Source organism: Pantoea piersonii (genome assembly GCF_003612015.1).
GTDB classification, from domain to species: Bacteria; Pseudomonadota; Gammaproteobacteria; order Enterobacterales; family Enterobacteriaceae; genus Pantoea; species Pantoea piersonii.
Genome location: NZ_RARB01000001.1, coordinates 480,921 through 496,409, shown reverse-complemented (window position 1 = coordinate 496,409; position 15,489 = coordinate 480,921). Strand labels below are relative to the sequence as shown.

The following is a 15,489-nucleotide window of genomic DNA, read 5'->3' as shown; positions in this document are numbered from 1 at the left end:
GATGTCAGGTGCTGCTGATAGCATGGCGCGCGACGAAGTGGCCTGGCGCAACCTCAATCAGCGGCGCGACCTCAGGTTCGTCGCCCAGCGCGCGCACGGCGCTGGGGATCTCGTCGACCATCAGCGCGCGTTCGCGCCGACGATGCGCCGGATCCGCCACCGGAACGGCGGCCATCAGCTTGCGCGTGTAAGGGTGACGCGGCTCCTCAAATACCGCCTGCCGCGGCCCCATTTCAACGATCTGGCCCAGATACATAACCGCCACGCGATGGCTAATGCGTTCCACAACCGCCATATCGTGGGAAATAAACAAGAAAGCGATGCCGAATTCACGCTGTAGATCGAGCATCAGGTTGACGATCTGCGCCTGTATCGACACGTCGAGCGCCGACACCGACTCATCGGCGATCACCACTTTGGGATTGAGTGCCAGCGCGCGCGCGATACAGATACGCTGGCGCTGGCCGCCAGAGAACTCATGGGGATAACGCTGTGCATGCTCCGGCAGCAGCCCGACCTTTTCCAGCAGCCAGGCGACGCGCTGTTCCGCCTCGCGGCGTGACATGACTTTATGCACCAGCAGCGGCTCCATGATGGAGAAGCCCACCGTCAGCCGCGGATCGAGCGAGGCGTAAGGGTCCTGAAAAATAAACTGAATATCGCGTCGCAGATGCGCCAGCGCCGAACCGGAGAGCGTGTCAATACGCTGGCCGTTAAAGGTAATAGTGCCGCCCTGGCTCGCCACCAGCCGCAGCAGCGAGCGTCCGGTAGTGGATTTGCCGCAGCCTGATTCACCGACCAGCGCCAGCGTCTCGCCGGCGTAGAGATCGAAGCTCACCTTCTCTACCGCGTGCACGCGACGTTTGACGCGGTTAAGCAGTCCGCCGCGAATATCAAAGCGCGTCACCAGATCGCGCACCTGCAAAATGGGGGGAATATCGAGGCGCGCCGTGTCCTGCGGCGTTTCCGGCTCGCTCTCCGCTCCGGCATGCAGCAGCGGAAAGCGGGCGGGCAACGGCTGGCCGCTCATCGCGCCGAGTTTGGGCACCGCGGCCAGCAACGCCTGGGTATAAGGCTGCTGCGGCGCGTCGAACAGCTGCTGCACCGGCGCGCTCTCCACCACGTCGCCGCGGTACATCACCTGTACGCGGTCCGCCATTTCGGCCACTACGCCCATATCGTGCGTGATAAAAATCACGCCCATATGCATCTCTTTTTGCAGCACGCGGATCAGCTGCAGAATTTGCGCCTGAATCGTCACGTCGAGCGCCGTTGTCGGCTCATCGGCGATCAGCAGCGCAGGACGGCACGACAGCGCCATCGCAATCATAACGCGCTGACGCATGCCGCCGGAAAGCTGATGCGGATAGCGCGACAGCACGCCCTGCGCTTCGGGAATGCGCACCAGATCAAGCATACGGCGCGCTTCCGCCAGCGCCTGCTGATGGCTTTTCCCCTGATGCAAACGGATAGATTCTGCGATCTGCTCGCCGACGGTGAATACCGGATTGAGCGAGGTCATCGGCTCCTGAAAGATCATCGCCATGTCGGCGCCGCGCACGCGTCGCATCACACCCGGGGTGGCGCGCGCCACGTCCAGCAGATCGCCGTTGCGTCGGCGCAGCAGAATATCGCCGCTGACTTCGCCGCCCGCCTGTTCGATCAGCCGCATCAGCGCCAGCGAGGTGACGGATTTGCCGGAGCCGGACTCGCCGACGATCGCCAGGGTCTCGCCGCGCTGCACCTCCAGCGAGAGGTCGCGCACTGCCTGCGTCACGCGCCCTTCATGGCTGAAGCGCACGTTAAGATTGCGTACCGCCAGAACCTGCTCCGGCGCCATTTGCTGCGTCATGCCTGCTCCTTAGCCTTCGCGGTAGATGCCGACCTCAGCCTCTTCGCCCACGCGCGCAAAAGCGCGATACATGCCTTCGCTGTTAAACGGCAGCGCTACGTTGCCGAAGCGGTCGACAGCGATCAGGCCGCCGCTGCCGCCCAGCTCAGGGATGGCGTCGTGGATAACGTTTACACAGGCCTGCTGCAGCGAGTGGCCGCCGTAGCGCATCTGCGCGGCAATATCATAGGCCGCCAGCGTGCGGATAAAGACCTCGCCCGTGCCGGTACAGGAGACCGCTACCGTGTCGTTGCTGGCGTAGCAGCCCGCGCCCGGCAGCGGCGAGTCGCCAACGCGGCCCGCCTGTTTATTGGTCATGCCGCCGGTCGAGGTCGCGGCGGCCAGGTTGCCTTCCGCATCGATCGCCACCGCGCCGACGGTGCCGAATTTACGGTCGGGATCCAGCGGGTCGCCCGCTTTTGCCGCGCCGTCGTGATCCAGCACCATTTCGTCGCTGGCCAGCGCGCGCTGCAGCTGCTCCCAGCGTTCCGGCGTCGAAAAATAATCGGGCTCGACCTGTTCCAGGCCGTTATCCCGCGCGAACTGCTCTGCGCCCGCACCGATAAAAAGCACGTGCGGGCTGACCTCCAGCACCTTGCGCGCCGCCAGCACCGGATTGCGCAGGCGCGACACGCCCGCCACCGCTCCGACTTCCAGCGTGCGGCCATCCATTACGCAGGCATCCAGCTCGTGGGTGCCCTGATGGGTAAAGACCGCGCCCTTGCCAGCGTTGAACAGCGGGCACTCTTCAAGCAGCCGTACCGCCTCGGTCACGGCGTCCAGCGCGCTGGCGCCCTGCGCCAGCATGCGTTGTCCTGCGGTGATGATATCGGTAAGCGCCTGACGATACGCCTGCTCTTTTTCTGCGCTCATTGCCGAGCGCGTAATGGCGCCTGCCCCACCGTGAATGGCGATGACTGCTTTAACCATAACGCTTGCCCTGTCCTTTTACCGGAGTGAAAACACTGATTTAAAATGGTTTTCAGCCAAATTAAATGATTTTTGACTATAGAAAGCCTGTTAAAACTTGTAAAGAGGAAACTGGCGCGGCGGCCATAACCTTTTGTTGTGGCTTATGCCGCAGCGGAAATGTGACTCTGCTGACAATTAGCACCATAATAGGCAGCAACTGTCTTAACACAGGTTGCAAACACAATGGAAAGCTTTACCTCAGGGTTAATTTCTCTTGAAGAGGCGCAGGTGAAAATGCTGGCGCAGCTTCAGCCTCTCCGCGATCGCGTCAGCGTGCCGCTGGTCGATGCAGTTGGCCGCATTACCGCATTACCGGTTACCTCACCCATCGACGTGCCGCCCTTTGATAACTCGGCGATGGATGGTTATGCCGTGCGGCTGGCCGATATTCAGGCCGATCGGCCGCTTCAGGTGGCGGGCAAAGCCTTTGCCGGTGCGCCTTTTAACGGCGACTGGCCAGCGGGCAGCGTGGTGCGCATCATGACCGGCGCGCCGGTGCCATCCGGCTGCGACGCGGTGGTGATGCAGGAAGAGACGCGCGAAGTCGAGGGCGGCATTGTGATTAACGCGCCGGTGAAAGCCGGACAAAATATCCGCCTGATCGGCGAAGATATTCGGCGCGGCCAGCCGGTGCTGGCGGCGGGCGTGCGCCTTGGCGCGGCGGAACTACCGCTGCTCGCTTCGCTCGGCCTCGCTGAGGTAAGCGTGCTGCGCAAGCTGCGCGTCGCGGTCTTCTCCACCGGCGATGAGCTGCAGCCAGTGGGCCAGCCGCTGGCGCCAGGCCAGATCTACGACACCAACCGTTTTACCGTCTCGCTGATGCTGCGCAAGCTCGGCTGCGAAGTGATTGATATGGGCATTATTAAGGATGACCCGCAGGCGCTGCGCCGCGCCTTTGAAGAGGCGGATCGTCAGGCCGACGTGGTTATCAGCACCGGCGGCGTCTCGGTGGGCGAAGCGGACTTCACCAAAACCATGCTCGACGAGCTGGGTGTCATCACCTTCTGGAAGCTGGCCATCAAGCCAGGTAAACCTTTCGCTTTTGGCCGCCTCGCCAGCAGCTGGTTCTGCGGGCTGCCAGGCAATCCGGTCTCGGCCGCCGTCACCTTCTATCAGCTGGTGCAGCCGCTGCTCGCCGCCCTGACCGGCCAGAGCGAGTCCCCGCTGCCGCCGCGCCTGCGCGCGCGCGCCGCCTCGCGCCTGAAGAAATCTCCGGGCCGCCTCGACTTTCAGCGCGGCGTCATGAGCCGCGGCGCGGACGGCGAACTGGAGGTGCGCAGCACCGGTCATCAGGGCTCGCACGTCTTTAGCTCTTTCGCCGCCGCTAACTGCTTTATCGTGCTGGAGCGCGAGCGCGGCGCGGTTGAGCCGGGCGAATGGGTTGAGGTTGAGCCCTTTAACGCGCTGCTGGAGGGGTAATGCTGCCCGAACTCAGCGATGAAGAGATGCTGCGCTATAACCGCCAGATTGTGCTGCGCGGCTTCGACTTCGACGGTCAGGAAAAACTCAAGGCGAGCCGCGCGCTGGTTGTCGGCCTCGGCGGCCTCGGCTGCGCGGCATCGCCCTACCTGGCTGCGGCGGGCGTAGGCGCGCTGACGCTGCTCGATTTTGATACTGTCGCGCTGTCCAATCTGCAGCGTCAGATCCTGCATCACGACGCAGATATCGGCCGCGCCAAGGTCGCCTCGGCGGCTGAGAGCCTGGCCGCTATCAATCCGCATGTGCATATCGATACCGTTAACGGCCTGCTGGAAGAGGATGCGCTTGAGGCGTTAATCGCCGGACATCAGGTTGTGCTCGACTGTACCGACAACGTGCAGATACGCGAACAGCTTAATCGGCTCTGTCGGGCGCAGCGCGTGCCGCTGGTTTCCGGCGCGGCGATTCGTATGGAAGGCCAGATTAGCGTGTTCAACTGGCAGCCCGGCACGCCCTGCTATCGCTGTATCAGCCGTCTGTTCGGCGAGCAGACGTTAAGCTGCGTCGAGGCGGGGGTAATGGCGCCGCTGGTTGGCGTCATAGGCGCCATGCAGGCGATGGAGGCGATTAAAGTCCTGACCGCCTTTGGCGCGCCCGCCGCGTCGCGGCTGCTGATGTATGACGCGATGAGCGCGGAATTTCGCAGCGTGAAGGTCGCGCAGGATGCGCACTGCGAAGTGTGCGGCCATAAATGATAAGGGGTAGCGTACGCTACCCCTTAATCTGTCAGAAAGAGAGGGTGATCTTTAGTAAATACCCTGGCTGCGCAGATAGTCTTCGTAGTTGCCGGTAAAGTCGATCACGCGGTCCTCTTTGATCTCCAGCACGCGCGTCGCCAGCGAGCTGACGAACTCACGGTCGTGCGAAACGAAAATCAGCGTGCCTTCATACATCTCCAGCGCCATATTCAGCGACTCGATCGACTCCATATCCAGGTGGTTTGTCGGTTCGTCCATAATAAGAATGTTGGGTTTCTGCATCATCAGCTTGCCGAACAGCATGCGCCCTTTTTCACCACCGGAGAGCACCTTCGCTGGCTTTTTGATATCGTCATGGCTGAACAGCAGACGGCCGAGAATGCTACGTACCGCCTGCTCGTCATCGCCCTCTTGCTTCCACTGGCTCATCCAGTCAAAGACGCTAAGATCGTCAGCGAAGTCGGCGGCGTGATCCTGCGCATAATAACCAATGCGCGCGTTCTCTGACCATTTAACGCTGCCGCTGTCCGGCGCAAGTTCGCCCACCAGCGTTTTCAGCAGGGTGGATTTACCAATACCGTTGGCGCCGATGACCGCCAGCTTTTCACCGACCTCAAGCAGCAGGTTAAGATTTTTAAACAGCGGGCCGTTATCAAAACCTTTACTCAGCGCTTCCACTTCCAGCGCATTACGGAACAATTTTTTATCTTGTTCAAAACGAATAAAAGGGTTTTGACGGCTGGACGCTTTAACTTCATCCAGCTTGATCTTATCAATTTGTTTCGCGCGCGAAGTCGCCTGACGCGATTTAGAAGCGTTGGCGCTAAAGCGGCTGACAAAAGACTGCAGCTCGGCAATCTGCGCTTTTTTCTTGGCGTTGTCCGCTAATAAACGTTCGCGCGACTGGGTGGCCGCCGTCATATACTCGTCATAATTACCTGGATAAACACGTAATTCGCCGTAATCGAGATCCGCCATATGCGTACAGACCATATTCAAAAAATGACGGTCGTGCGAAATGATGATCATGGTGCTTTCGCGCTCGTTCAGCACCTGCTCAAGCCAGCGGATAGTATCAATATCCAAGTTGTTGGTTGGTTCATCCAGTAACAAAATATCAGGATTTGAAAATAACGCCTGCGCCAGCAGCACGCGTAATTTCCAGCCCGGCGCAATTTCGCTCATCGGGCCATAATGCTGCTCTACCGGAATACCGACGCCGAGTAATAACTCGCCCGCGCGCGACTCGGCGCTGTAGCCATCCATTTCGCCATAAAGCGCTTCGAGGTCCGCAACTTTATAGCCCTCCTCTTCGCTCATTTCCGGCAAGGCATATATGCGGTCGCGCTCCTGCTTCACTTCCCACAATTCATGGTGGCCCATGATGACGGTATCGAGCACGCTATATTGTTCAAACGCAAACTGGTCCTGCCTTAACTTGCCGATACGCTCGTTGGGATCGTAAGAGACATTACCGCCGGTTGGCGCCAGGTCGCCGCCGAGGATTTTCATAAAGGTGGATTTACCGCTGCCGTTTGCACCGATTAAACCGTAACGATTACCTCCGCCAAATTTTACGGAGATATTTTCGAACAGTGGCTTGCTGCCAAACTGCATGGTGATATTGCTGCTTACTAACACGGCATTAACCTTTATGGCTGAGTGAAGGAAAAAACGGCGGCCATTATGCCAGACATCGCCTTGCGCATGCCAGCGCCAGGCGTGCGGCCTGAGGCAAGCCGCTGGCAGCGGGGGAAAAATAAAAAGCCGATGGCTGTTTAAGCCACCGGCTCCCACTTGCAAGGATTGGGTAAATTTAGCCGATCAGGAAATCGTCAAGGCTTTTGCCAGCGTCCAGCGCCTTTTTAATTGCCGCTGGGGTACGGCCCTGGCCGGTCCAGGATTTTACTTCGCCGTTTTCATCGGTATAAGAATACTTGGCCGGACGCGGCGCGCGCTTGGCGCGTTTTTTACCGGTTTCCAGCGCGCCCAGTAATTCATTTGGATCGATGCCGTCAGCCAGCAGCATTTCACGATATTTAGACAGCTTTTCTTCTTTTTCGCGGTTCTGCGCTTCTTCAGCTTCTACTTCTTCACGACGTTCGGTAACGACGACGGTTAATTTTTCCAGAATTTCTTCCAGATCGCTTAATGGCAGCTCGCGTGCCTGTGCACGTAATGTGCGAATGTTGTTCAGAACTTTAAATGCGTCACTCATTACAATGTCCTTGACTAAGGGGGTTAATAAAACTGTAGCGACAAGATTACCCAATTCAAATAAAAAAATAAATTAATTTTCTACTACAGAAAATTCCGAAGTCGGATCGTAAAATTTCCACGCGAAAACTTAAGTGTATTCTCAATGTGTTATTAACGATGAATTAGCAATGACCTTGCAGATAAAAGCAGAAGGCTGAAATCGTTTTCATTGCCTGGTAACGGCTTTAATAGCGAATCGCCTAAGTCCAGAGCATCGATATAAAGCGCCCTGCAGGCGTATTTTACGAATAGTATCCCGCGGTGCCGCCTGCGTTTGTTGCGTCGAGGTTAACCAGAAGAGAGGACGAAAAAAGCTAACCCTCGGCACGAATGGATAAAAAAAAGCCGGCGCAGGCGCCGGCTCAGATCACAATTGATAACCTTTAATTATGATGTTTTATTTACCGGGCGACCCAGCGGCTTAGGAGCAGGCTCTTCATCATGCGAGAGCGTTTCATGCAGATAGTGTTCGATCTGCTCCAGACTGCGGTTACGCGTTTCCGGTACGCACTTAATGACAAATATCGCGCCTGCGATGCCCACCAGCGCAAAGATAAAGAATGCGCCCGCCAGACCCACGCTTGCCAGCAGAACCGGGAACATCAGCGAAATAAGGAAATTGGCGATCCACATAGCGAATACCGCGCCGCCCATAAAAATACCGCGCAGGCGCGTCGGGAATATTTCTGACAGCAGCAGCCAGGTGACCGGCGATAATGCGCCCTGCTGAAAGCTTAAAAACATTAACATGCCGAGCAGCACCATATAACTGCGCCACATATCGGGCTGGCCATTAACCGTTTCAGGCATAAAGAACGTGACCGCACCGATAAATACCAGACAGGCGGTACAGCCGAACTGGCCGAGCATAGTCATGGCGCGCCGGCCCATTTTCCCCAGCAGCCAGATACCGACTAAAGTCATTACCACCGAGATCGCACCGTTGGCGATAGTGGCGAACAGCGCCGCGCTGTCATCCATGCCAACCGCCTTCAGCATGGTCGGCGCGTAATACATAATGGTATTTACGCCGGTCAGCTGCTGAATCACCGCAATCCCCATACCGATAAGAAACAGCTTAAACAGCCAGGGCTTGCGCAGTTCACGCAAGCGTGGCCGCTGCTGCGCCTCTTCCGTCAGCGTCTCTTCAATCTCGGTCAGCTCCCAGTCGACATCCTGGGGCGCGCGGGTCCGTTCCAGCACTTTGCGCGCCTCGGCCAGACGCCCTTTCATGGCGTACCAGCGGGGCGTATCCGGCATAAACATCATGCCGAAGAAGAGCAGTACCGCTGGCAGCGTCGCGACCGCCAGCATCCAGCGCCAGGTCGTTTCGCCGCCCCAGGCGGCATTGAAACCCGCGTTAGAGATATAGGCGAGCATCTGGCCGGAGACAATCATCAGTTCCTGTAGCGTGACCAGCTGACCGCGTCGGTTAGCTGGCGCGATTTCCGCAATATAGACCGGCACGGTGGCTGCTGCGCCGCCGACCGCGACGCCCAGCACCAGACGGAAGAAAATCATCCATTCCACATCCGGCGCCATCGAGGTACCGAGCGCGCCAATAGCAAAGATAATGGCCAAAACGAGGATAATTTTTTTCCGCCCGGCCGCTGCCGCGAAATGACCTGACAGAAGCGCGCCGAAGGCAGCGCCAAACAGCAGGCTGCTGGTGACCAGACCGGTGGTAAAGGGCGTGAGATTGAGTTCGGGGCCCATAAACAGCAATGCACCCGAGATCACGCCGGTATCGTAACCAAATAACAGGCCGCCAAGCGTGGCGACCACGGCGATAACTTTAACGAAAGGTTCGGTGCGGGTGTTGCTGTTCGGCCCTGAGGCTTTATTTAGCGTAAGGTAGGATTCTCTGGACATGTTATCTCCTGGTGTTGTGCAGGTATCCAGTGAAACTAGATTATTTTTATCGCAAAGATGAAATATGAAATATTAGTTTTGCGCGCTGAGTCATAGGCTCCGCTTATTTTTGCACCACAGATCACACTTATGGGGAGTAACGCTTTACCCGCTGCCATACTTCGTACCGTGCAAAAAATCCACGCAGGGATAAAAAGGAAATATTTATTTCAATAATATTGCAGCGGATATAGCGCTGTGGCGCGTCGGCTGCGACAGGCGCCGCAGCCGAAAAGGAGAAATATTAGCTGGCGGGGGTCGCCGGGCCGAAAACGTCGAACTGCGGCAGCGTGACGTTTTGGTAAGTCTCCCAGCCGCCACCCAGCGCCTTATAGAGCGCAACTAAATCGAGCGCGCTCTGCATGCGCGCCTGCGTCGCCTGCTCCTGCGCCTGCGCCAGCTGACGCTGAGCGTCCAGCACGTCGATAAAGGTTGAGATGCCCTGCCGATAGCTGTCGCTGGCCAGATCGAAGGCGCGCTGCAGCGAACCGGTGGTTTCGTCCAGCGCCGTTACCCTCGCCTGATCGGCGCGATAGCTCACCAGCGCGTTTTCCACATCCTGCAACGCGGTCAGCACCGTCTGCCGGTAGTCAAGGGCTGCGCTGGCCTGCTGGGCGCGCGCCAGCCTGACGCTGGAAACCAGCCGACCGCCCTGGAAAATGGGAATCGACAGCGAGGGGCCGACGGAATAGAAGTGACTACTCCAGTTGTCGAGGTAGCTGACATCGGTATTGCGCACCCCAAGCTGGCCGGTGAGCGACAGGCTGGGGAAAAGCTGCGCCACCGACACGCCGATATTCGCCGTCTGCGCATGCAGCGTCGCCTCGGCCTGCCGAATATCGGGGCGTCGACGCGCCAGCGTGGCGGGAATGCCGACCGGCACCATTTGCGGCAGCGCGGGCATCGCTTTCGGCGCGAAAAGCTCGTTATCCAGCGCCCCCGGCGTTTTGCCCAGCAGCACCGCCAGCCCGTTCATCGCCTGGCGCGCCTGCGACTGATACTGCGGCAGCTGCGCCTGCAGCGAACTGAGCTGCGCGCGCGCGTTTTCTACATCGGTGAGCGGCGCGAGTCCGTTGCGCTGCTGGCTCTGCGTCAGCTCCCAGCTCTGCTGCGCCACGGCGATTTGCTGCTCCAGCGTGGCGATTGTCGCCTGCGCGCCGCGCAGTTGCAGGTAGGCGCGCGCCACCTCAGCTTCCAGCGAGACCAGTGCGTCGTTGCGCTGCTCTATTGCCGCCTGGGTTTGCGCGTCGGCCAGTTCGACCTGGCGACGGACTTTGCCCCACAAATCCAGCTCCCAGCTGGCGTCGAAGCTGCCCTGATAAAGCGTTACCGGCTGCTCCAGGCTGCTTAGCTGACTGGCGGTATCGCTGTCGAGCTGGTCGGTGACGCCGTTTGCTTTCAACAGCCCCTCCAGCCCCAGCTGCTGACGCGTGACTTTCGCGCTGCCGTTCAGGCTGGGAAAGAGGCCGCCGCGCGCCTGCGCCAGCTCCTGACGCGCGCCTGCGATGCGCAGCACCGCCTGCTGCAGCGTCAGGTTACCTTCAATAGCGCGATCGATCAGGCTGTTGAGCTGCGGATCGTTAAAGGTTTGCCACCAGCGCGTGCTGACGGCGCCGGGCTCGGTTTTCGACGCCTGCTGCGCGTCCAGCAGATGATAGCCCCCTGGCAGCTGCGGCTTCGGCGCTTCGTAATCGGGTCCGACGGCGCAGCCCGCCAGACAGAGTGCCAGCGTCAGCAGGCTGAGCGGTCTCGCCACCTGGCGTGTAAAGGTAACCTTCATGTCAGTGTGCTCCTGCACTGCCTTCGCTCTTAATCGGCGACAGCAGCCAACAAAATGGAATCAAGATCAGGGCGATGATGCTTAAGCCCGTAAAGACGTCGATGTACGCCAGAATGCGCGCCTGCGCCACCATCTCCTGATAGAGCTGACCAGCCGCCAGCGTGGTAGGATCGCCAACCGCCGACGTGAAGTCGCGGATCGCCTGCCCCCAGTGCTGCACGGTAATGTTGAACTGCTCGTTAAGCGGCGTCATGTTGTGCACCATATGTGCCGAGCGTACCTGTTCGCGCTCGGTGATCGCCGCCGTTGAGAGCGAAATACCGATCGAGCCCGCTACGTTGCGGAACATGGTAAACAGCGCCGACGCATCGGCGTTGAGCTGCTGCGGGATGGTAATAAAGGCGATGGTGGTCAGCGGCACGAACAGAAAACCCAGCCCAATCGACTGCGCGCTGCGCATCAGCACCAGCGTTTTAAAATCAACATCCGGCGTCAGGGTCGACGAGTACAAAAACGCCAGCGTCAGACAGGTAAAGCCGAAGGCGATGATATAGCGCGTCTGCACGCGCGGCATCAGGCTGATGACCAGCGGGATGGTCAGCACAATCAGGATAGCGCCCGGCGACAGCACCAGTCCCGACCAGGTGGCGGTATAGCCGAGATCCTGCTGCGCCAGCTGCGGCAGAACGACCGAGCTGCCGTAGAGGATCATCGCCATGCCCGCCATCAGCAGTCCTGATACCCAGAAGTTGCGGTCTTTCATCACCAGAATATCCACCACCGGCTTCCGGGCATACATCAGCCAGTAAACCGCGCCGACGATGCCCACCAGCGCCAGCGTGGCGAACAGCACGATAAAGTGCGAGGCGAACCAGTCTTCATCTTCACCGCGATCGAGAAATACCTGCAGGCAGCCGAGACCCAGCGTAATCAACCCGATGCCGATATAGTCGATCTTCAGCCGCCCTTTCGCCCACTTGCGCTCCCACGGCGGATCTTCCAGCAGCTGATAGATCGCCAGCACCGTCAAAACGCCGACCGGAATGTTAATAAAGAAGACCCAGCGCCAGCTGTAGTTATCAGTGATCCAGCCGCCGAGCGTCGGCCCGATAACGGGCGCGACGATAATGGCGATCGAGGAGAGACCGAACGCCTTGCCGCGATCTTCCGCCTTAAAGTAATCAAGCAGCACCGACTGCTGTACCGGCTGCAAACCGCCGCCGAAGAAGCCCTGCAGCACGCGGAACAGGATGATCTGCCACAGCTCGGTAGCGATGCCGCACAGGAACGAGCAGATAGTGAACATAACGATGCAGATCAGGAAGAACTGCTTGCGGCCGAACAGTCGACTGAAAAAGGCGGAGATCGGCAGTACGATGCCGTTCGCCACCAGGTAAGAGGTCAGCACCCAGGTCGATTCGTCGTAGCTGGAAGAGAGCGAACCGGCAATATGGGGCAGCGCCACGTTAACGATGGTGGTGTCCAGGATCTCCATGAACACCGCCAGCGTGACGGTCACCGCCACCAGCCACGGATTGCTGGAGGGCTGCCAGCTCTGCGCCTGGCTCATTCCACGGTAACCTTAGGTTCAACCGACAGGCCGAGCGGCAGCGGATGGTTCGGATCCAGCCCTTTGTCGATAACGATTTTCACCGGTACGCGCTGCACGATCTTCACGTAGTTGCCGGTGGCGTTCTCCGCCGGGAAAGTAGAGAAGCGCGAACCGGAGCCCATCTGAATACTGTCTACGTGCCCTTCCAGCTGCATATCGGGCCAGGCATCGATGCTAATCGCCACTTTGTCGCCTGGGTTCATCCGCTCCAGCTGCGACTCTTTAAAGTTAGCGGTGATCCAGATATCGGGCGACACCAGCGAAAACAGCGAACTGCCCGCCTGCACCAGCGTGCCGAGCTGCACGTTGCGTTTGGTGACGAAGCCGTCGTACGGCGCGCGCACCTGCGTATAGGAAAGGTTCAGCTCAGCGGTATTCAGCTGCGCCTGCGCCTGCGCGACCTGTTGCTGGCGCGCTTCCACGTTGGTTTCCTGCTGACGGATCTGCAGCGCGACCTGCGAGGCGACTTCCACCTGCGCTTTGGCGCTCTGCAGCTGCGCCTGGGCCGAACGCAGCTGCGCGGCGGCGGTGTCAATATTGCGCTGGCTGGTGGCGCGTGGATCGACGCCGCGCTGACGACGGTAGTCCGCTTCAGCGTTTAACAGGTTCGCCTGCGCTTTCGCCTGATCGGCCAGCGCCTGATCGCGCTGCGCCGGATACTGCACTTTAGAGAGCGCCAGCTGCGCCTGCGCCTGATGCAGCTGCGCCTGCGCCAGTCCAAGCTGCGCTTTGGCCTGATCGCGTTGAGCGAGAGTATCACGCGGATCGATCTCAACCAGCAGATCGCCCTTTTTCACCCGCTGGTTATCTTTGACCAGCAGCTTCACCACGTAGCCCGAGGCTTTAGGCGCGATAGTGACCGCGTCACCTTCGGTAAAGGCGTCGTCGGTGCTCTCTTCATTACGCGTCGTGAACCAGAACCAGAAACCGACTATCAGCATGATCACAACCACGATAGCGAGGATGATCAGCGGTTTTTTGCCGGGTCTTTTGCGCTCAGGCTGCTCGTTATCCTGTTCAGACTGCTCGCTGGAAGGATCCTGCTCTTTCTTTACATCGTCCTGATGGGATTCGCCTTTATCATTGTTGCTCATAGTCAGTTCCGCATAGCTAACGCCCTAATTCCAGGGCATAAAAGGTCAGATAAACAGTAGATGGTAAACTGACATTTTCCAGCGTTTCTTGACTTTTCCAGACAAAAGAGGCACAACCTGCAACATTTTTTTAAGCGCAGCGGAAGCTAATGCAACAGGCGCAGCAGCAGCCAGCCGCTGAGCATCGACCAGGCCAGCATCGGCAGAGAGAAGAGGTGAAACTGCCACCAGACGCGACGATCTTTCGCCATGCGCAGCGCAATCAGATTAGCCAGCGACCCTGGCAGCAAACCAAATCCGCCGATATTCACTGCCCAGGCGAAAACGTCGGAAGGCGGGATTTTCTGCAGCAGCAAAATAGTAGCGGGCACGTTGCTGATTATCTGCGACAGACCGATGGCCAGCAGATATATGGCGCCATCGCTGAAGCGTGATACGGCATCGAAATGCTGCTGCACAATCGGCAGGTGCGTCAGCAGGTAGACGTCGATAAACATCGCGATAAAGACCGCCAGCAGGCTCCAGTCGATGGCGATCAGCACTCTGCGCGCCATCAGCAAATAACAGCCGATGATGAGCAGTAGCGCCCAGCCGGTCATCTGCCACTCAAGCGCGGCGACAAACAGAAGATAGAGCAGGACGCTGACGGCAAACAGCGGCTTCTGCCACTCGCGGCTCTCGTCATCGCCATGCTTCTCAATGGCGCGCGGCTTAAAGCTGAACCACGTCAGCGCCAGCAGCGTCACCAGCAGCCAGACCGCCAGCGGCGTCATTTGCGCGATAAATCCCGCCACGCTGAGCTGGCCGTGGCTCCACAGCAGGATATTTTGCGGATTACCTACCGGCGTCAACAACGAGCCCGCATTAACGGCCAGCGCTTCAAAGATGATCAGCCTGGACAAAGGCAGACGTGAATATTTGCGCAGCGTCAGGGTGAGCGGCACCAGAATAAACAGCGCCACATCGTTAGTCAGGAAGGTTGAGAGCAGCGCAGCGGCCAGCACCATAAACAGCGCCAGCGCGCGTTCATGTCGGAAGCGGCCGATCAGCCGCGCGCCCAGGACATCAAAATAGCCGCTGACTTCCAGTCCTTTGGTTAACAACAGCAGGCCGGTCAGCGTAACGATAGTATGCCAGTCAACCGCGCCAGGCAGATCCGCCCAGCAGAAATTCGCCAGCAGAAGCAGTATTGCGCCAAACGCTAACAACAGATGCAGAATACGATCATGCAAAAAAGTGCGCAGCACGGTTAACATGTTAGCGGGCCCGGTGATTAATGACGGCTTTCGTAAAATTTCTGGAAGACGGCCAGTGTTTCATCGCTAACGTGATGTTCGATGCCTTCGGAGTCACGACGCGCGGTTTCCGGGCTGATACCCAGCGCGAGCAGGAAAGTTTCGACGATATGATGGCGTGCGCGGCTCTCTGCCGCCAGCTTTTCCCCTTCCCCGGTCAGGAAGACGCCGCGGTAAGGAACCTGTTCGACCAGCCCGGCGCTGCTGAGTCGTTTCAACATTTTGGCCACGGTGGGCTGCGAGACGCCCAGTCGCGCCGCCATATCAACCTGGCGCGCCTCGCCGAATTCACCAATCAAATCTGAGATCAACTCAACGTAGTCATCGATCAGTTCGCGACGATGGGCTTCGCGTACCTGTCGAAATCCTTCGACATGCTCTTCGATATCTTTCAGGGGTCCTTGCGGAGCGGACACCCCAGTTTTGGCACGACGACTCATTCAGCTTCCTCTTTATTATGCTCCGCGCTCGCGTAGCGAGACGGATTTGCTGCGCTCA

The 15,489-nt window shown here is 58.7% G+C and carries 12 protein-coding genes; 2 read left to right on the top strand and 10 right to left on the bottom strand.

Annotated elements, in window-relative coordinates; all coding sequences use genetic code 11:
* Positions 1–4: 4 nt before the first annotated feature.
* Entirely contained in the window at positions 5–1,852 is a 1,848-nt protein-coding gene (gene gsiA / locus D7S44_RS02415) for a glutathione ABC transporter ATP-binding protein GsiA (RefSeq protein WP_120451697.1), read from the bottom strand.
* A 9-nt stretch (positions 1,853–1,861) separates the two neighbouring features.
* Positions 1,862–2,821, bottom strand: a complete 960-nt coding sequence (locus tag D7S44_RS02410; protein WP_120451695.1) for an isoaspartyl peptidase/L-asparaginase family protein — start codon at positions 2,819–2,821, stop codon at positions 1,862–1,864.
* 225 nt (positions 2,822–3,046) lie between these two features.
* On the opposite strand from D7S44_RS02410, the gene moeA reads away from it, so the two are divergent.
* Positions 3,047–4,282: a molybdopterin molybdotransferase MoeA gene (moeA, locus tag D7S44_RS02405; protein WP_120451693.1), complete on the top strand. Its 1,236-nt coding sequence runs from the start codon at positions 3,047–3,049 to the stop codon at positions 4,280–4,282.
* On the top strand, positions 4,282–5,037 hold the full coding sequence (moeB, locus tag D7S44_RS02400) for a molybdopterin-synthase adenylyltransferase MoeB (protein WP_120451691.1): 756 nt from the start codon (positions 4,282–4,284) through the stop codon (positions 5,035–5,037). Before moeA ends, moeB begins: the two co-directional genes overlap by 1 nt.
* 51 nt (positions 5,038–5,088) lie before the next feature.
* Here moeB and D7S44_RS02395 read toward each other — a convergent pair whose 3' ends face one another.
* From D7S44_RS02395 to mntR, 8 genes are all read right to left on the bottom strand, one after another.
* A complete protein-coding gene (locus D7S44_RS02395; RefSeq protein WP_120451689.1) occupies positions 5,089–6,681 on the bottom strand; it encodes an ABC-F family ATPase in 1,593 nt (530 codons plus the stop codon).
* 175 nt (positions 6,682–6,856) lie between these two features.
* The gene (locus D7S44_RS02390; protein ID WP_120451687.1) at positions 6,857–7,258 is read right to left on the bottom strand and encodes an H-NS family histone-like protein; all 402 of its coding nucleotides are present in this window, start codon (positions 7,256–7,258) and stop codon (positions 6,857–6,859) included.
* A gap of 428 nt (positions 7,259–7,686) precedes the next feature.
* Positions 7,687–9,171 carry a sugar porter family MFS transporter gene (locus D7S44_RS02385; protein ID WP_120451685.1) on the bottom strand — a complete coding sequence of 495 codons (1,485 nt, stop codon included), beginning with the start codon at positions 9,169–9,171 and terminating at the stop codon, positions 7,687–7,689.
* Between the two features lie 283 nt (positions 9,172–9,454).
* The gene (locus tag D7S44_RS02380; protein WP_120451683.1) at positions 9,455–10,990 is read right to left on the bottom strand and encodes an efflux transporter outer membrane subunit; all 1,536 of its coding nucleotides are present in this window, start codon (positions 10,988–10,990) and stop codon (positions 9,455–9,457) included.
* Between the two features lies 1 nt (position 10,991).
* Entirely contained in the window at positions 10,992–12,560 is a 1,569-nt protein-coding gene (locus D7S44_RS02375) for a DHA2 family efflux MFS transporter permease subunit (RefSeq protein WP_120451681.1), read from the bottom strand.
* Positions 12,557–13,696: an HlyD family secretion protein gene (locus tag D7S44_RS02370; protein ID WP_120451679.1), complete on the bottom strand. Its 1,140-nt coding sequence runs from the start codon at positions 13,694–13,696 to the stop codon at positions 12,557–12,559. The genes D7S44_RS02375 and D7S44_RS02370 overlap by 4 nt, the downstream gene beginning before the upstream one ends.
* A gap of 146 nt (positions 13,697–13,842) precedes the next feature.
* The gene (locus tag D7S44_RS02365; RefSeq protein ID WP_120451677.1) at positions 13,843–14,952 is read right to left on the bottom strand and encodes an SLC13 family permease; all 1,110 of its coding nucleotides are present in this window, start codon (positions 14,950–14,952) and stop codon (positions 13,843–13,845) included.
* A 17-nt stretch (positions 14,953–14,969) separates the two neighbouring features.
* Positions 14,970–15,431 carry a manganese-binding transcriptional regulator MntR gene (gene mntR / locus D7S44_RS02360; protein ID WP_120451675.1) on the bottom strand — a complete coding sequence of 154 codons (462 nt, stop codon included), beginning with the start codon at positions 15,429–15,431 and terminating at the stop codon, positions 14,970–14,972.
* Positions 15,432–15,489 lie beyond the last annotated feature (58 nt).

What these genes read in the sequence shown, in the direction of transcription:
- moeB (WP_120451691.1), top strand. Translation starts at nt 4,282, where the DNA reads ATGCTGCCCGAACTCAGCGATGAAGAGATGCTGCGCTATAACCGCCAG.
- mntR (WP_120451675.1), bottom strand. Translation starts at nt 15,431, where the DNA reads ATGAGTCGTCGTGCCAAAACTGGGGTGTCCGCTCCGCAAGGACCCCTG.
- D7S44_RS02365 (WP_120451677.1), bottom strand. Translation starts at nt 14,952, where the DNA reads ATGTTAACCGTGCTGCGCACTTTTTTGCATGATCGTATTCTGCATCTG.
- D7S44_RS02380 (WP_120451683.1), bottom strand. Translation starts at nt 10,990, where the DNA reads ATGAAGGTTACCTTTACACGCCAGGTGGCGAGACCGCTCAGCCTGCTG.
- gsiA (WP_120451697.1), bottom strand. Translation starts at nt 1,852, where the DNA reads ATGACGCAGCAAATGGCGCCGGAGCAGGTTCTGGCGGTACGCAATCTT.
- D7S44_RS02410 (WP_120451695.1), bottom strand. Translation starts at nt 2,821, where the DNA reads ATGGTTAAAGCAGTCATCGCCATTCACGGTGGGGCAGGCGCCATTACG.
- D7S44_RS02370 (WP_120451679.1), bottom strand. Translation starts at nt 13,696, where the DNA reads ATGAGCAACAATGATAAAGGCGAATCCCATCAGGACGATGTAAAGAAA.
- D7S44_RS02385 (WP_120451685.1), bottom strand. Translation starts at nt 9,171, where the DNA reads ATGTCCAGAGAATCCTACCTTACGCTAAATAAAGCCTCAGGGCCGAAC.
- D7S44_RS02390 (WP_120451687.1), bottom strand. Translation starts at nt 7,258, where the DNA reads ATGAGTGACGCATTTAAAGTTCTGAACAACATTCGCACATTACGTGCA.
- D7S44_RS02375 (WP_120451681.1), bottom strand. Translation starts at nt 12,560, where the DNA reads ATGAGCCAGGCGCAGAGCTGGCAGCCCTCCAGCAATCCGTGGCTGGTG.
- moeA (WP_120451693.1), top strand. Translation starts at nt 3,047, where the DNA reads ATGGAAAGCTTTACCTCAGGGTTAATTTCTCTTGAAGAGGCGCAGGTG.